The following is an 18,014-nucleotide window of genomic DNA, read 5'->3' on the forward strand; positions in this document are numbered from 1 at the left end:
TTAGTATTTAACAGTGTAAAAGAAAAAAAAACTTTGTGCAGTAATAAAATAATTATATTAAGAAAATGACGTTATGTTATGACTATTAGTTTATTACCTTTTATTTGAGTTATTGCTCTTGATTAGCCGTGCATCTAAACGTCTTTTTTAAAATATTGAGAATAGTTTCGATTTTGAATATTTATTCATGTAAGTAATTGACCATTAAACCAATACATTTTGTGTATTTTGTCGATTATAATAGGCGTTATGTCGATATTTTTATGGTAATTAAATACTTTCGCAGCTTAAATTTTTTTAAAAAAACTTTTAACCTGTGAAGTATTTACAATTAAAAACAATTAATCTTTTTATAATAGTACTATTATTTTTATCTATTAAAGTTAGTAGTCAAAGTTCTAAAGTTGGTGCGAATAATTTAATGGAAACAATAGTTACGTCGGGTCACAATGCAACAGGTAATTCTGGTACAGTTGCATATTCAATTGGGCAAGTGTTTTATACATATGTAGGGCAACCATCAGTTTATAATTTAGCGCAAGGGATACAGCATGACGAAAAGAGCGATTCCTTAGGTCGTCCTGAAGTCATTATAGATACTAAGACTGAAATATTTATTTTTCCGAATCCGACAACAGATTTTGTAAATGTGAGTATGCAAGGGGATGAGGTAGAAAATGGTCAACGTGGTTATAAGCTTTATGATATTCAAGGACGACTTTTAAAACAAGGCAAAATTGATCAAAATCAAACTCAAATTGGTATTAGCCATCTTACCTCATCTATTTATATACTTCAAGTGTATATAAATAATAAATCAGTGAAAACATTTAAAATATTAAAAAAATAAAATAATGAAATTATTATTAACCATAGCTTTGTTTGTGACTGTTACTGTATTTGCACAAGCACCAGAAAAAATGAGTTATCAAGCAATTATTCGAGCACAAGACAATAGTTTGGTACTTAATTCGAATATTAGTCTTAAAGTGATTGTACATCAAGGTTCATCCACAGGAACTAATGTTTATCAAGAATCACATTTCAGTAAAACAAACGGTAATGGTCTAGTTTCACTTGAAATAGGAGCTGGTACTGCAATTTCAGGCAATTTCACTACGATTTCTTGGGAAAAAGGACCTTATTTTATAGAAACACAAGTCGATGTTGCGGGTGGATCTAATTATAATATTATTGGAATTACACAGCTGTTGAGTGTTCCTTATGCGCTTCATTCAAAAACTGCTGAAAGATTAGTTGGTGGTGTTAGTGCTTCTCCTAGTAGAGCTGCTATAGTAACATTTACTGGTTCTCGAAACATAGCTGTTTCGGATATTAATAATACAATTGAATGTACCGCATCGGCAACTTTAACGTTGACATCTGGATTTGGATCTATGTTAGTAGGTGATACTATTAATTTAGAAGCACATAATGGTGCAGTACTAACTATACAAGCTTTGTCTGGAGTGATGATTAACTATAATGCAAATAGTAGTGCAAAATTTGCAAGCACAACTGGCAGCGTAAGATTTGGGTTTCTTAGAAAAACTGGCACAAATTCCTATATAATATCTGGTCAATGAAACATTTAATTTACTTTTTACTCTTTTCATCAGTAGTTTTTTCGCAAAACTACCAGTATGCAATTGAAGAAGGAAAGAACAATAGCTTGAGTGCTCCAACTGGTTTAATAGTAGATCAAGTTACTGAAAATAGTGCATTTTTAACTTGGGTTGCGCCTACCAATAACAGTTCGATCGTGGAATATGGTATCTACAGTAAAAATGTTTTCTTGGGTAAATCTGATGGTACAAATTTAAGCTTTAGATTAACAGATTTAACTCCCGAAACAGCATACACATTGTCGGTTAAATCGATCGATAATACAGGTAAGATGTCACTTGATAGTGAATATCTTATATTTATTACAAAAAATGTGGTCGGTCAACCGATTCTTTTAGCGCCGAGTGGTTTGATTGCAAGTCTAATAACAGACAGTAGTGTAGTGTTAAATTGGACAGCTCCCGCAGTTAATAGTTCTATAACAGATTATGGTATTTACAGTAAAAATATTCTGTTAGTTAAATCTACTGGAACAAGTTCAACCTATAAAGTAACGGGATTAACGCCTGAAACGGCTTATAGTTTAACGGTTCGATCGCTTGATCAAAGCGGTAATAGTTCAAATGATAGTAATGTCTTAACATTTACAACTAGTAAGGTGTCCGCGCCAACGAATTTAGTAGCAAGTCAAATAACTGAAAGCAGTGTAGTTCTGAATTGGACAGCTCCCGCAGTTAATACATCTATTACTGATTATGGTATTTATAGTAAAAATGTTTTGTTAGTAAAATCTGCTGGAACAAGTACAACATATAAAGTAACGGGATTAATGCCCGAAACAGCGTATAGTTTAACCGTTCGGTCGCTTGACAAGACAGGCAATATGTCATTGGATAGTAATGAACAAACATTTACAACAAATAAGACGGTAGTTGCCGCAGGAGTAAGTAACCAATTAGAAGAAATTGAATATTTCAATGCTTATTTGTTACCGCTTGCACAAAAAGCGACGCTACAAGCTGCTTTAGATAAGTATGGTTCTGTACGATTAGAAAAAGGGGATTACTCGGGTGTGCCTATTGTAATGCGTAGCAATCAACGCCTATATGGACATCCTAGTTTGACGCAAGTTTCTGATATAACAATTGCAGCAGGAAGTAATAATGTTCATTTAGAAGATTTATTCCTTAATTATAGCTATATAACTTTTCAAGCTGGCGGAGTTATTTCGGGATGTAACATTAAAACAATTAAGTATGGTACTATGCGAGGTACAAATGTTATGCTCGAAAACAATTCAATTATAAATTTTCGAGGTACATTAAATTTTGATTGCAGTCAGTCAGGTTATATAAGAAATAATAAGATAATTAAAAACCAATCAGGTTCATTATCAAATCTTCTTGTTATGAAGGGAAATGCCATAACGCCTAGTTATGGAAATGTACATTTACATACTAATTTTTTAACACCTCATGGAGATTCTGCAATTTTAGAAGGTCTAGAATCTGCCACGTTTGTGGGTATAGATGCTGAGGGGTGGAATTTTGCAGGAAAGGGAACAAAAGCTATGTTTTACGCAAGAAGTATGGGGGACGTGAAAATTACAGACTTAAGCGGAGGTAATAGCTATGGAACTTGGCAAACTCCATCTTATGACATTGAAACTAATAATTTTTTATTAATGAATAGAGATTTAATAGAAAGTGGAACAGTACCTACAATGTCTAATAAAACGAATTTCTTATCGTATTACAATCAATTAGATAACTACACAAGATTTGGTGGAGGAACTACTGGGTTTGACCTAAAAGCTCAACATTTTGATAAAAATTATAATAAAAATTCTGATGTAAAATTAAATAACGTTGTTCAAACTTCTACCATCTCAAATCAAAGTCCAATAATAAATGCTATTTTAGGAACTAAATACACGCCCTGGGCTAGACCTGATTGGGAAATATTGCCAGATCCGTTAGGTGCGAATTGGGAAGTAGATAGAATTGGGAAACCAGATAGTAGAGCTTACATTCAAAACTTAATAGATACCAATAAAATTGCTGAGTTACCAGAAGGAGTATTTTATATAAGTTCTACACTAATGATGCCTACTATAGATTTCAAGCACGGTATTGTTGGTCAAGGAACAGGAAAAACAGTAATTGTTGGCTTAAAGGATGATTTTCCGTTAATATCAACTACTGCAAGTCAGGACGGTAGTTTTATATTATCAAATTTAACTCTTCAAGGAGGAAGTGTTGGTATATACACTTCCTTAAATTATGGAGCGTTAAAAATTGCATGGCAGAATATAAAATTTGTAGTTTTTAGAAATCAAACCTATGGTATTCACTTGGATAAAAACGGTGGTTGGGATAACACCTTTCTTGATAATGTAGGTTTTGTAGAATGTAATATTGGTTTTTATCAAGAACCCGCAATTGGCAGTGACAAAAGTGAGTTAAATTCTACTTATGTCGACAAGACAATGTTTTATAAAAATCAATTTATAAAGTGTACAACAGCAATTTCTATGATAGCAACTAGAGCCGATAATGTAAATGCTTGGGTAGATTGTAAATTTGATAATAATGCTATATCTCTTAACATTGAGAATCAAAAATTTCCAATTGTAGCTAATTGTGATTTTACTAATCATAGAGGAGCAAATATTATTAAGGGTGCAGCACTATCAATGTACAATTGTAATTTTTATAATAATTCAGTAACAGACGCTACTTTCAAATCAGCAGGAGGATTTTTTGAAGGTTGTAATTTAATGGATGACGTAAAAATGTTTGCTGATTATTATGTAGACACTCGAAGCTATATTATTAACTCCACAGTTAAAGGGAATGTAATAAAAGCTGGTAGTAGCATCTTTCAAAGTGTACTTGTAAACTCTGTTTTATTATCAAATCCATCACTTAGTAAAATGCTTGTTAATATCAAAGATAGAGTTCCTACTGTTTTAATAAATGAAGCATCAACTCCTTACCCTCAACTTTTAGTAACACAAAACAAATAAACACAGTGTATAATATAAGTAATTCTGTGATTTTTTTTAGGAAAATTTAAAAATATCTATTACTCAATAAGATTGTTGGTTCAAATTAATCAGACTTAATTTGAACCAACAACTTTGTTAAGTTAACTTAAACTTTGCAAGAGATTAGTATTCGATTTATCTTGATCACATTCCCTATCATCTTTCCATTGAATTTAGAGTAATTTCTATTGTTTATTTTTTAGTTTACTATCTTTATTAAGTTGTCAGGCAAAAAATGATGAATAATTATTACTAAGCCAATGTTTGAAAATTCCATTTTTTAAAGTGTATAAGTTTTTTTATCATTATTATAGATAGTCATTGCTTAAAAAGCTATTAATTTAAATTTATAATAAAATAGTGATATTGTAAAGTAAAAAGTATAACAATTATTATAACCAAAAAATAATTTGCTCTTTGATTTGGTTAAATCTGAGCTTTAAATTGTATCCGATTCCTGCACATACCGAACTGTGAATATATCCAACAACACTTTTGAGGGATTTTAGCTCTAATCAATAATTTTTTTTAAATATAATATTGGTGGGTCAATTACTAATCTTGCTCTAAGTCTCATTCATGCAACTTCTTGTTTGAATCTTGTACTTTGTGTTTTTGATGCAAGCGGTTTTTGATTAATGTACACTTTAAATTTTATCCTTGCTATCTCCTTCTTGTGAGAGTACTTTTTTATATTTGACTAACGCACTCTCATATTCTTTTAAAATCCCTTCTGTTTCCTATTATTAGTAATTTTTTTCTAGGTGCTAATGCTTTCTGTTTTTTCGCTTAAGGTAATGACTAAAATAAGCATCTCAAAGATATTACTTGACTACTCTTTTAGAGATCTATCTATGAACATTATCTTTTAAATTACCAGTTTTAGTAGAATTATCAATTATTTTCTGTGTTAATTTGGCAGACGTAGGAAAGATGATATTCTTATCTAAAGAAATGGTTCAATTTGAACTTCTTTTTCGTTTTAACTTCATGATCCAATTAAAATGTTTGATAAAAATGAAATTCTAAACCACTTTCTTGAAGTATTTTTCTAAAGTAAGGAAATTGACTATGGTCAAACGGTTGCTTATTTTGAAAAAGATCTTTTCCAGTAAATATTACAATAATTATTTTCAATCTAACGATATAAAAATTAATCATCACCTTCTTTAAACATTACTATTAAAAGTAATAAATCTGCTATTTTTTTTCCTAATTGGTGATGCTAGGTGGTCTGAATATAATTTTTGAAACTCTAACTCCAATTTATTCCAATCAAGCTAATGAGTAAGTTTAATTAACGAATGTGCTAATTTATTAGATCTGTTAGCCTGATATGAAAGAAATTTTTTAAAATTTGGGTTTTATTTCACCGAACATATTCTAGCTTTTTTAATCTAAAATATATCTTTTAAGACGGTTTAACTGGCTGTTTTTTAATTTTTTTATCGGTCAAATTGTTAATAAACAGATTGTTGATTTTTTTTTAAAATGGTTGGCTAAATAATAGGTTGTTGTTATATTTAATATTTTGCCTTTAATCGGATTTTAAATTCTTTTGGGCCGATATATTATTAAAAGTTGAAAGACTTATATAGTTTTGAGAAGATTAATAATAAATGATAAAAAATATTACTTGATTTTAAGTTAATATTAATTTTATTTTTTTATCTAAAAGATTTAAATAATTCTGTAATAATTTAAGAATGTCTTTTATAATTTAATTTTTGGATAGTTAATTTTGTGACTTTCCAGTAGGGTACCTTTTTTAAATTTTAAATATTTAAAATGTTTTGTGCCATTTTTTTATAAATTAATCAATATTGCAAAATACAATTAATTAATGTAAACTATGAAAACTGGAATTAACTTTATTGTTTTGATTTATTAAATACGGGGTCTGCTAATATATTACAAAAAGCGAAACTTCATTTCGATTATTTAATTGGTATAAAGTAGGATCCTATTGTTAATTTTCCAGAAAAAAAACTAAGCACACAAACTACTCTTGAACGATACATACAATTAAAGGCTTGCAGGTTTTTGGATGAAGTGATTACCTATGGAACTGAACAATATTTTTAAAGTCTTTTAATAGTGATTTGTGTATTGTTGGAAATGGTTATAAAGTCAGAGATTTTATTGTAGAAGCTATTGCGAAGAAAAAGGAATTGAATTTTATTTTAATTCCAGAGACCATCAATTTTCAAGTTCGAATTTGCGTCAAGAAGTCTATAAAAAAAACTTTTAAAGGTAACTGAAGATAATTAATACTAGTATTTGAAAATTGTAAATTGGAATAGGACTAAAAGCTACCTTGAAAATAGTTGTCTATTAATAATTTAGTTTAGAGATTCAATGTGCAATAAAAAAAGATAATTACTTCTAAAGGAATTATTAATTTGACTTGGTAACGACATTCAGAAACACCTTGAGAATTAATGAATAACTTCAGTCGCCCTTCTTATTTGTAAGATAAATAATCTTAATATTATGATTAAACCAGGTTTAGTTCGTTTTGTTTTAGCCACATTAGTCGTCCTTTTTCATATTACTAAGTTTATTTTTATTGGACATCTAGCTGTATTTTGTTTCTTTGTACTAAGTGGATACTGGGTGTCTTTGATGTATGAAACTAAATATAGTGATACAAAACAACCAATACTAGTTTTTTATTGTAGTAGAATTTTTCGTTTGCTTCCAGTTTATTATTTAGTAAGTATTTTTACCTTTTTAATGCTTTTTCTATTTGATTCTAAATCTTTTGAAATATTAGATTTTAGTTCTGTAAGCGGTATTAGTTTTTTAATTGTAAACTTTTTTTTGTTAGGTTATAATCAGCTGATTTTTGCGCCATTAGTTCCAGCTTGGTCACTGGATATCGAATTACAATTTTATTTTTTAGTACCAATGCTTTTGGTGTTTATGAAACAAAGAAACACAAGGATATTATTTATAATTATCAGTTTTTTTTTAGCATTTGTATTTTCATTTTTGATGCCGGAATTGTTTTTGAGTAAATCAATATTTAAATTTTTAGTTTATTTTTTGATAGGTATAGAAATTTATAAATCTAAGATAGAATTTAAACCAAAGATTGAATTGTCATTCAACCTTTTATTTACAGGGATTTTATTGGTACATTATCTGGTACCTGATTTATTTGCTATGGTTAAATTGCCAAATAGCAGTTACAATGAATTTTTTAATATTTTAGGTTCTTTTCTTTTAATACCACTACTCGCAAATAGTGTGTTAAGGAAAAGTGATTCAAGAGACATAATGCTAGGTGGTATGTCATATGTATTATATTTAAGTCATTGGATGTTTATAATACCCTATAATTATTATATACAAGAACTCACTAAAATAGATAGAATTCCTTATACATTAGCTTATTTATTTGTCACTTTTTTGTTTTCATTTTTGGTTTATCAATATTATGATCTGCCACTAGATACATTAAGAAAAAAATGGATTTTAAATAGAATGTAAAATAGAGTAGCTTATTTGAGAGTATCAAATTTTTATTTTAAACTGAAGTATGATACATAAGGTAAAGAATCATCCAAAATACGGTATTGCAAAGCATTGGGGTAAATTAATTGGTATTACAGGAGGGGCACAATTGATTATTCAAGTTCTAGGATTTGCAAGTGGAATTTTGATTATACGATTATTACCTCTAGAAGAATATGCATTTTACACCTTAGCGAATACCATGTTAGGAACTATGACAATGTTAGCTGATGGAGGTATTTCTACAGGTGTAATGTCACAAGGTGGAAAAGTTTGGCAAGATAGGGAAAAACTAGGTGTGATTTTGGCTACTGGACTAGACTTGCGTCGTAAGTTTGCTATCGCAAGTATTCTATTGGCATCTCCCATCTTAATATATCTGTTGTTGCATAATGGTGCCAGTTGGTTGACAACTATATTAATTGTTGCTTCTTTGATTCCTGCTTTTTTCGCTGCCTTGTCCGATTCTTTGTTAGAAATTGTTCCGAAACTTCATCAGAATATATATCCGTTACAAATGAACCAAGTGGGCGTAGGTTTAGGACGTCTTATTTTAACTGGACTGACTATTTTTATTTTTCCATGGACGTTTGCTGCTATCTTAGCCGGAGGAATTCCTCGAATTTATGGAAATATAAATCTAAGAAAGATTGCTGATAATTTTATAGATAGTAAGCAAACAACAGATCCAATTATTCAAAAAGAGATTTTAATCGTTGTTAAGCGTATAATGCCAGGAGCAATATATTATTGTCTGTCGGGACAAATTACTATTTGGTTGATTTCACTATTTGGAAATTCTATGTCTGTTGCACAAATTGGAGCAATAGGAAGAGTGTCTCTTTTATTAGGAGTTTTTACATCAATATTTTCGACTTTATTAGTTCCTCGTTTTGCCCGACAAAAGAATGATTATAAAGTGCTTTTAAACCAGTTTTTAATGAATGTATTACTTTTAATAGTTATATGTATTATAATAGTTTTAGTTATTTCAACATTTTCTACTCAATTCTTATGGATATTAGGTAAAAATTATAAAGGTTTAGATTCAGCACTTATTTTAAATACAGTAGGTAGTTGTCTGGCACTAATTACGGGACTTTTGTTTTCTCTAAGTTCTAGTCGAGGATGGCTAATGAATCCTTACATATATATTGTGGCTAATTTAATCAGTATTGTTATTGGTATTTTGCTTTTTGATATTTCAAGTTTAATTGGTATTCTTTGGTTTAATATATTTATATCAATAATTCAAGTTATAATATATGGATCCTATACACTATTTAAGATTCATAAAATAAGATCTATTTTATTTAATAATTTTTAATATTTTAATATGATTAGTCCATTAGTATCTATTTGTATACCTGTATATAACGCAGCAAAATATATTGAAGAAACAATAAATTGTTTTCTTTTACAATCTTATCAAAATATAGAGATATTAGTACAAGATGATTATTCAAATGATGGAACTTGGGAGTTAATGAATAGTTTATTCCATAATATAACTAAAGTAAAATTATATAGAAATGAAAAAAATCTTGGAATTGGACCTAATTGGAATAATGTTTATGATCATGCTAGAGGAGAATATGTTGTCATTGCAAATGCAGATGATCTTCATAAGCCTTCCTTTATAGAAAAAGGAGTACAGAAATTATCAGATTCTAAAATAGATTTTGTTTCGTTTAAGTATAAAGTGCTTTTTGAAAAAACAGGGATACTAGAATATACCAGCCAAAATGAGTTTTTAAAATCGGGATATGTTGAAAATTCATTTGAAAAAATTGTCTTTACTAATCCTTTTCATATTGTTTTTACGATGTTTAGAAAAAATAAATTAGATGAAATCAAATTGAATGGTAAGTTATTTTTAGATACTCAAGTTTGTGATGCTGAATTAATGTTACGTTATGGTGAAAAAAGTACTTTGTACTATTGTGATGAAGTAATAGGTTATTACAGAATTCATGAAACCAACAATTCAAGTATACCACTAGGCGAAAAAAAAAGTTATTATTTTGTTGTTCTCCCTATTTGGCATACTAGACTGATTAAAGCATTTGGTTTTAAATTTAGAAAAGGTCTATTAGTTGGTTTAGTAAGATATTGTAAATCAATGATTAAAGGCAGTAGTCCTTGGGATTTTAAGCTGTTTTTTACTATGGTTCGATCCATAATGGCTTAATTTTTTTGTAAGAATTTAGATTCATTATATTTATTATTGATTTTTTTCAAATGTCAGACTACTTATAAAAGATGAAAAAACTAATAATGTTCTTGCGGTATATAACTTTAAAATTTATTAACAGAAGAAATAATAATTTAATTATAAAAGATTATTTCGGTAAATAAATTAATATGGATAGTAATTTTTGTGTCATTTCAAATAATTGTTGGGGAGCTGAATTATATATTGAGCGAGGAATTCAATATAATACACCTTTTGTAGGATTATTTATTCCACCCATACAGTTTGTTAAAATGGTAGATAATCTGCCGTTATATCTAAAATGTAAATTGGTTTTTATAAAAGAAACTAAGTTTATAGAATATGAAAAATTACACGCAAAAAACAAATATCCTATTGCTTTGCTCGGCGATATCGAGATTCATTTTATGCATTACAAAGATGAAGATGAAGCAAGTGAAAAATGGATAAGGCGTTTATCAAGAATGCCACAAGATTCATCTAATTGGTTTGTTAAAGCTTGTGATGGAGAAATAATTAATTGGAAAGAATATGCATCGTTATGGAATTCAATTCAATATAGTAAAGTTTTCTTTTCGGCTAAAAAAAGAATTGATATTAATAATTTGGTCCATATTGCTGAATCTTTTAATGATTATGTAACTGATGGAAAGGCCTTGTATAAATTATCAAAGGATTATTTTGATGTTGACAAATGGATTAATTCAAAAGGAGAGTTATGGTGTGTAAAGAAGATTTCAACTAAACGATATTTGAAATTCCTATTTGTCAAACTTAAATATAAAAAAGGGAAGTTATGGTAGGTATAAGTATAATAGTTTGTTGTTATAATAGTGTTAATAGGTTAAAACCAACTATTGAGCATTTATTAAATCAGGTTGATATACATCCAAGTCAGTGGGAGGTATTAATAATTGATAATGCATCAACTGATAAAACATCTGAAGTTGCTAGCGCTTTGTGGGAAAATGGTAAAAAAGAAAACAGCCCCAATTTTAAAATAATTAAAGAACCAACACCTGGTTTATCTGCAGCTAGATTATGCGGTATAAAGAATTCAGTTTTTGATTTTGTATTGTTTTGTGATGATGATAATTGGTTATCAAAAAACTACTTATCAGATGCATTTTCCATTATAGATAATAATTTGGAAGTTGGTATAATTGGGGGATATGGAGTTCCTGTTTTTGAAGGAAAAGAACCACCTTACTTTTGGGAAAATCAACATCATACTTTGGCAGTTGGTTCACAATATATTGAAGAAGGCGATATAACAAATACTCGAAAAGTAGTATATGGAGCTGGAATGATTTTAAATAAAAATGCTTTTTTAAAATTGATAAATAATTATCAATTTGTGTTTCAATCTACAGATAGAATAGGATCATCATTAATTAGTAGTGGAGATCATGAGTTGTGTTTAGCTTTAATAATGATTGGTTATAAAATTTCATGGACTAAAAAATTACAATTTTCTCATTATATCCCCAAAAATAGAACAGAAATTAATTATTATAAAAAATTATTTTTAGGATTTGGACTCTCTGGTCCTATGCTTATTGGCTATTCTTTAGATAAAAAATTTCCAAAAAGTATAAATAATGATTTTAGATATATTGCAGGTAGAAATATTAAAAATATAATATTTACTTATACTAAAATTTTATTTCATCGAAATATTCTTAAAAAAAGTGATTATGAGATTTTAGATCTAACACAAGATTTATATTCAAGTATAGGTAGTTTTAAAACGACTATTAAAGTTAAGAATACTTATAGAGATAGCTTTATAGATTCTATGTTATTTAAAAATTCAAAAATATAATTTAGACAATTTAATGCTAAATATACCTCGCTTGAGATATCAAAATGAAAACATATAAAAATATTGTCATTACTCTTTTTGAAGGTCATTATGAATTTGGAGTTGGTACTTTGTTAAATTCATTAGTGAAATCTGAATTTGAAGGGCTATTTTGTATTGGATATAAGGGGTGCTTACCTTTCTGGATTAACCAATTACATTTAGTTGAAAATGAAAGTAATTTATATCAAGTTTCTGAATATATATATATTCGATTTGATGAGTTAAATGTGGATATGCATTTTGGTTATTATAAACCATATTATATGAAGAAGGTATATCAAGAATATACAGATGCTAATGGTTATTTTTATTTTGATCCTGACATACTGATTTTAGCTAAATGGACATTTTTTGAAAATTGGTTGAATAGCGGAGTTGCTCTTTGTCAAGATATTTGTTATGATATGATGCATTATAATCATCCTTGGAGAAATCAATGGCGTAAAGATTTTAAACAATATGATCAGGGAACGAGTCAATTTTGGAATTATTATGTTAATAGTGGTGCGATAGGTGTTGATTCAAAAACATTCAAAATTATTGATAGTTGGATCATGTTTACGGAAACTTACAAAAAAAATGATTTACCAATTACATACTTTAATCAAGAAGATACTTTATCTCCATACAAAGGAGACCAAGATGTTTTAAATGCAGTTTTAACTTTAAATGGAGATATTCCTATTTCCGTTATAGGTAAAGAAGCTATGGGATTTGCCTACCCAATTAGTATTATGGTTCATGCGATAGGTGGTGATGAAAAACCGTGGAAAATGAATTATTTGAAAACTGCGATTAAAGGTAAAGCGGCTATAGTAGCCGATAATTATTTTTTTGATTTTTATAATGGAAGAATAAAACTGTACAGTACTTTTAAATTGAATAGACGGAAATTAGCTTTAATGACTTCAAAATTAATTAATGGGTTTTGGAAAAAATAATGAAATTTAAAATATATATAAGTAAAAAAATAAAATAGAGTTCGATTTCAAATCATTATAAATGTCATTCACTTTCAATTAAATATCGGTTGAAGAAAAATATCTATCAAGAACTATGTGTTTCTCTTAAAGTACTGTACTATTAAATACAAGGAATAGAGAAAACCTCCTAAAGATACAGGTATAAAATTGTGTTATAGTAAGGATAATGCTGTAAAAATATTATAATATTTAAAATAGTATGAAAAAAATATCTATATGTATTCCAACCTATTCAAGGTTAAATTATCTGATAGAATTAGTCAATTCTTGTTTAAATCAAAGTTATAGTGATTTTGAAATTTGCATTTCTCAAGACTGTACACCTAAAGGATTGGTTCAGGAAATTAAAGAATACTGTGAATATTTGGTATCAAAATACCCATATATTGTTAGGTATGTTGCTCAAGATAAAAATTTGGGGATAGCTGGAAATTGGAATTTCTTGGTAGAAATGGCAAATGGAGAATATATTTTTATGCCAGGGGATGATGATTTGATTGCTCCTGATTTTTTAGAAAAGATGCTTGCACCTCCAAATTTAAGTGCTGATGTTATTTTTTGTGATCAAATTTTTATTGATAGTAATGGTGAAAAGTTGGTTGATATTACCATAGAACTCAATTATATATATAAAAGAGACATACTCTTAAGTGGAATTGTCAAAGAGCCAGTTAAAAGAGTACTTCAAAATTCTATACCGATGTCTTCTGCAATAATTAAACGTATTTGTTTTTTAACATTATCTTTTGATAACAGAATTAACACACCGGAATTAGAAGTTTTTTTAAAAATAGCCTTAGGCGGTGGGAAATTTATTTTTGTTAATGAACAATTAGCTTTTTATCGAATGCATCAAGGTTCAGCAACATCATCAGGACTGTCGATTGGTCAATTTTTATCTAATATTATGGATATTGAAATTCCTGAAGAGTATTTTTCTGATAAATATAAATTGATAATTAATGCAATAGTACCAGGTATAAATAATGCTTTAAGTAATGGAAATGTTGAAGTTGCTAAAAAATTATATAATAGTGAATTTTATCCAAGAAAAAATGTAACCATAAGAATCTTGCAAGGGCTACTATTATTATTTCCCAATTATATTTCGAAGTTTATTTTGGACTATCGTAAAAGCTACCTATGAAAATTATTTTTCTTTGTGGATCTTTAGAGCCTGGACAGGATGGAGTTGGTGATTATACCCGCCGATTGAGTGGTGAACTTATAAAATTGGGGCATCAAGTTCGGATTATAGCTTTATGCGATTATCAGGCTATTTGTTTTAATACTGAAAATCAAATGGTAGAGGAAACTAGAGTAATTGTAAACCGGATACCAGTATCAATAATAAATAATCAGCGTTTTATTTGGGTGGAAAATATTTTAAAAGAATATGGACCCGATTGGATTAGCCTGCAGTTTGTACCTTATAGTTTTAACTCAAAAGGATTGCCTTTCTGGTTGCCCTCTTTCTTGAAGAAATTAAAGTCAAAGTACAAATGGCATATTATGTTTCATGAATTATGGCTAGGAATAGATATTGAATCTTCATTTAAACATAAATGTATAGGTCAATTTCAACAATTAATAATTAAAAAAATTTTTGTAAATATTAAACCAAATTTAGTTAGTACACAAAATAAATTATACCAATTTTTTCTTGAATCTCATAATATTAAAGTTGACTTATTACCAATTTGCGGTAATATACCGACAACAGCTTTAAAAAATAAAACTATAAAATTTATACAATTTGTTTTGTTTGGTACCATTCAAACTGGAGCTCCTTTTGGAGATTTTATTATTGATTTAGTCTCCAATAAAATTAACTTTATTAAACCTATAAAGTTTATTTTTATTGGGAAAAATGGCTCTGAATTGTTTTATTATACAACTATTCTAGATAATTACAATATTTGTTATGAAGTTATGGGTCTGCAATCTGAAAATGTAATATCACAAGTTCTTATTGATAGTGATTTTGGTATTTCTACAACTCCTTATTTTCAAACGGAAAAGAGTGGAGTTTACGCGGCATATAGAGAACATAAACTCACCACTATTTCCGTTTCACGTGAATGGACACCAACAAAAGGACAGTATATTGTGCCAAATATTATTAAATATGAGAAAAATAATTTAAATATAATTGAAGTGGATTTTAACGTGTTTAATTTGAATTCCATGGCAAAGCAATTTATTAATTCTATTTCTAAAATATGAAGATACTAGTATCTCATCCCACTTTAAATGCAAATTCAAAAAATTTAGTAATTGGTTTATTGAAAAATAAATTACTTTTTAAATTGTTTACAGCTGTTGCAATATTTCCAGGTCAACTATTATATAAGTTGGGTAACAATCCAAAATTAAAAGATTTAAAAAGAAGAAATTTAGAGAAAGACTGGCAACCTTACACTCGATCAAACTCTTTTTTTGAGTTTGGACGTTTATTAGCTTCAAAATTTCATTTAGAGAATTTGGTAAAACACGAAAAAGGCTATTTTTCTGTTGACAGTGTTTATAAAAAACACGATTTATGGGTTGCTAATAATTTGGATCAAGTAAAAAAAGAGGGATTATCAGGAATATATGGATATGAAGATGGTTCATTAGCCACTTTTACAAAAGCCAAAAAATTGGGAATTAAATGCATTTATGACCTGCCTATTGGTTATTATAAGAGTGCTCTTTTACTGATGAAAAATGAATTTGATGATAATCCTGATTGGTCCAGTACACTTATAGGTTTTAATGATTCACCAGAAAAGTTGAATAAAAAAGACCAAGAATTATCCATGGCAGATGTTATTTTTGTTGCAAGTAGTTTTACAAAAAAAACATTGCAATACTATTCTGGAAATTTGACAGAAATAAAAGTAATTCCATACGGTTTTCCTGAGGTGAATTTTAAAAAATTATATAAACCAATAGAAGGTCGTAAACTAAAAGTTTTATTTGTAGGAGGATTATCACAGAGAAAAGGACTTTCTTATTTGTTTGATGCAGTAGAAGGATTACAAAATAAATTAGAATTAACTGTTGTGGGGCATAAAGTAGTTTCTGATTGTAATGCTTTGAATAAAGCTTTAGATCAGCATCATTGGATGCCGTCATTGTCTCATGATCAAGTACTAATGTGTATGCGTGAACATGATGTTTTAGTTTTTCCTTCTCTTTTTGAAGGTTTTGGTTTGGTGATTACAGAAGCAATGTCACAAGGAGTTCCTGTTATTACGACTGATCGAACAGCAGGACCTGATTTAATCAAGCATGGTGAAGATGGATGGATTGTATCACCTAGCTCTTCAATGGCAATAAAAGAAGTTTTATTAACTATTCTAGAAAAACCAGAGCTATTGAAACAATTCGGACTGGCTGCACAAGCAAAGGCAAAAAGTAGACCATGGTCAGTTTATGGGCAAGAAATGGCAGATGCAATTTCATCTTTAAAAATTTCCTAAATAAATAGCATTCATGATTATAAACACAGAACAAGAAGTTTTTCCAAATTATAATTCTATAAAAATAGCGATATGGCTTTATTTTTTTCTTTGGATTTTTGAAGGGGCTTTGCGTAAATGGATTTTACCTAGTTTAGCTACTCCATTATTGGTGGTACGAGATCCTATTGCTATTTATATAATTCTAAGAGTTTTTTATTTGAATATTAAATTTATAAATCCTTACGTTGTTATAAGTTTAATATTCACTTTATTAAGTTTAGCTATTACATTAACTTTCGGTCATGGGAATTTATTTGTAGGTCTTTATGGTGCTAGGATTATGTTAATTCATTTTCCTCTGATATTCATAATAGGTGCAGTTTTCACAAAAGATGACATATTAAAAATGGGACGTGCGTTTTTGGGAATTAATATTTTGGTAACTTTAATTGTTTATTTTCAGTACATTAGTCCTCAATCTGCTTTTGTTAATATAGGTATTGGAGGTGAAGGTAGTGCTGGTTTTGCGGGTTCGATGGGTTATTTTCGTCCTTCTGGTACTTTTTCGTTTATTTCTGGATTGGCTAATTTTTATACAGGAGTATCTGTTTTTGTCTTTTATTTTTGGTTATCCAAAGACTCTTGTTCAAAAATTCTTCTTTATATTAGTACAATTGCATTGGTTGTGGGTTTACCTTTAACTATAAGTCGCGGTGCAGTTGCTGCTGTAATTATAGTTGGATTATTTGCAATAATAGCATCTGTTACTACAGGTAAACAAGTATTTAGATTAATATTTATTAGTGTTGTTTTTTGTTTTGTAATATTTATTTTACAAAAGTATTTAACGATATTTAACGTAGGAACTGAGGTTTTTTTGGATCGTGTTGAATCGGCTAATCTGCAAGCTGGTTCGGGTGGTTTAAAAGATTCTATTTTATTAAGAGCCTTAAATGAAACTTTTGGCCCCATTGGTGACTTATTAAGTCAACCCTTATTTTCAGGTAATTTAGGAATGGGAACAAATGCAGGCGCCCAGATGTTAACAGGTAAAACAAATTTCATGATTTCAGAAATGGAATCTGGTCGTTTGATAGGTGAACAAGGTGTCATATTTGGAGGTGGTTTAATATTTTTAAGAATGTTATTTGCTATTCGTTTGGCAATTAAATCGTTTAAATTACCTCAAGAGGCAAAACTTCTACCTTTTATTATTTGTGGAGCAGCATGTATAACATTGTTTCTTGGACAATGGGCTCAACCTAGTATATTAGGATATGCAATCATTATTTCAGGTTTAGTTATAGCTAGTTTTAAAAAAGATGTTAGTCCATTGAAAAGTATATGATTGCGCTAATAATTGTAG

At 28.8% G+C, this 18,014-nt stretch carries 13 protein-coding genes; all 13 read left to right on the forward strand.

Annotation, left to right across the window (positions count from 1 at the left end; genetic code table 11):
• Positions 1-316: 316 nt before the first annotated feature.
• The 13 genes from LNP27_RS10955 to LNP27_RS11020 all read left to right on the forward strand — a co-directional run bounded on the left by LNP27_RS10955 (position 317) and on the right by LNP27_RS11020 (position 17,996).
• A complete protein-coding gene (locus LNP27_RS10955) occupies positions 317-850 on the forward strand; it encodes a T9SS type A sorting domain-containing protein (RefSeq protein WP_229941641.1) in 534 nt (177 codons plus the stop codon).
• A gap of 4 nt (positions 851-854) precedes the next feature.
• Positions 855-1,586, forward strand: a complete 732-nt coding sequence (locus tag LNP27_RS10960; RefSeq protein ID WP_229941642.1) for a hypothetical protein — start codon at positions 855-857, stop codon at positions 1,584-1,586.
• Positions 1,583-4,594 carry a fibronectin type III domain-containing protein gene (locus LNP27_RS10965; protein WP_229941643.1) on the forward strand — a complete coding sequence of 1,004 codons (3,012 nt, stop codon included), beginning with the start codon at positions 1,583-1,585 and terminating at the stop codon, positions 4,592-4,594. Before LNP27_RS10960 ends, LNP27_RS10965 begins: the two co-directional genes overlap by 4 nt.
• 2,514 nt (positions 4,595-7,108) lie before the next feature.
• Entirely contained in the window at positions 7,109-8,110 is a 1,002-nt protein-coding gene (locus tag LNP27_RS10975; protein ID WP_229941644.1) for an acyltransferase family protein, read from the forward strand.
• 49 nt (positions 8,111-8,159) lie between these two features.
• Positions 8,160-9,461: a lipopolysaccharide biosynthesis protein gene (locus LNP27_RS10980; protein WP_229941645.1), complete on the forward strand. Its 1,302-nt coding sequence runs from the start codon at positions 8,160-8,162 to the stop codon at positions 9,459-9,461.
• Positions 9,462-9,470: 9 nt separating this feature from the next.
• The gene (locus LNP27_RS10985; RefSeq protein ID WP_229941646.1) at positions 9,471-10,325 is read left to right on the forward strand and encodes a glycosyltransferase family 2 protein; all 855 of its coding nucleotides are present in this window, start codon (positions 9,471-9,473) and stop codon (positions 10,323-10,325) included.
• A gap of 173 nt (positions 10,326-10,498) precedes the next feature.
• Entirely contained in the window at positions 10,499-11,152 is a 654-nt protein-coding gene (locus LNP27_RS10990; protein ID WP_229941647.1) for a DUF1919 domain-containing protein, read from the forward strand.
• Positions 11,146-12,174 carry a glycosyltransferase gene (locus LNP27_RS10995; protein ID WP_229941648.1) on the forward strand — a complete coding sequence of 343 codons (1,029 nt, stop codon included), beginning with the start codon at positions 11,146-11,148 and terminating at the stop codon, positions 12,172-12,174. Before LNP27_RS10990 ends, LNP27_RS10995 begins: the two co-directional genes overlap by 7 nt.
• Positions 12,175-12,218: 44 nt before the next feature.
• A complete protein-coding gene (locus LNP27_RS11000; RefSeq protein ID WP_229941649.1) occupies positions 12,219-13,157 on the forward strand; it encodes a hypothetical protein in 939 nt (312 codons plus the stop codon).
• A gap of 241 nt (positions 13,158-13,398) precedes the next feature.
• Entirely contained in the window at positions 13,399-14,346 is a 948-nt protein-coding gene (locus LNP27_RS11005; RefSeq protein ID WP_229941650.1) for a glycosyltransferase family 2 protein, read from the forward strand.
• Positions 14,343-15,425 (forward strand): glycosyltransferase family protein, encoded by a 1,083-nt coding sequence (locus tag LNP27_RS11010; RefSeq protein ID WP_229941651.1) that lies wholly within the window; start codon positions 14,343-14,345, stop codon positions 15,423-15,425. Before LNP27_RS11005 ends, LNP27_RS11010 begins: the two co-directional genes overlap by 4 nt.
• Entirely contained in the window at positions 15,422-16,666 is a 1,245-nt protein-coding gene (locus LNP27_RS11015; protein WP_229941652.1) for a glycosyltransferase family 4 protein, read from the forward strand. Before LNP27_RS11010 ends, LNP27_RS11015 begins: the two co-directional genes overlap by 4 nt.
• Before the next feature lie 13 nt (positions 16,667-16,679).
• Positions 16,680-17,996 carry a hypothetical protein gene (locus tag LNP27_RS11020; RefSeq protein ID WP_229941653.1) on the forward strand — a complete coding sequence of 439 codons (1,317 nt, stop codon included), beginning with the start codon at positions 16,680-16,682 and terminating at the stop codon, positions 17,994-17,996.
• Positions 17,997-18,014: the final 18 nt, after the last annotated feature.

The organism is Flavobacterium galactosidilyticum (assembly GCF_020911945.1).
Taxonomy (GTDB): Bacteria; Bacteroidota; Bacteroidia; order Flavobacteriales; family Flavobacteriaceae; genus Flavobacterium; species Flavobacterium galactosidilyticum.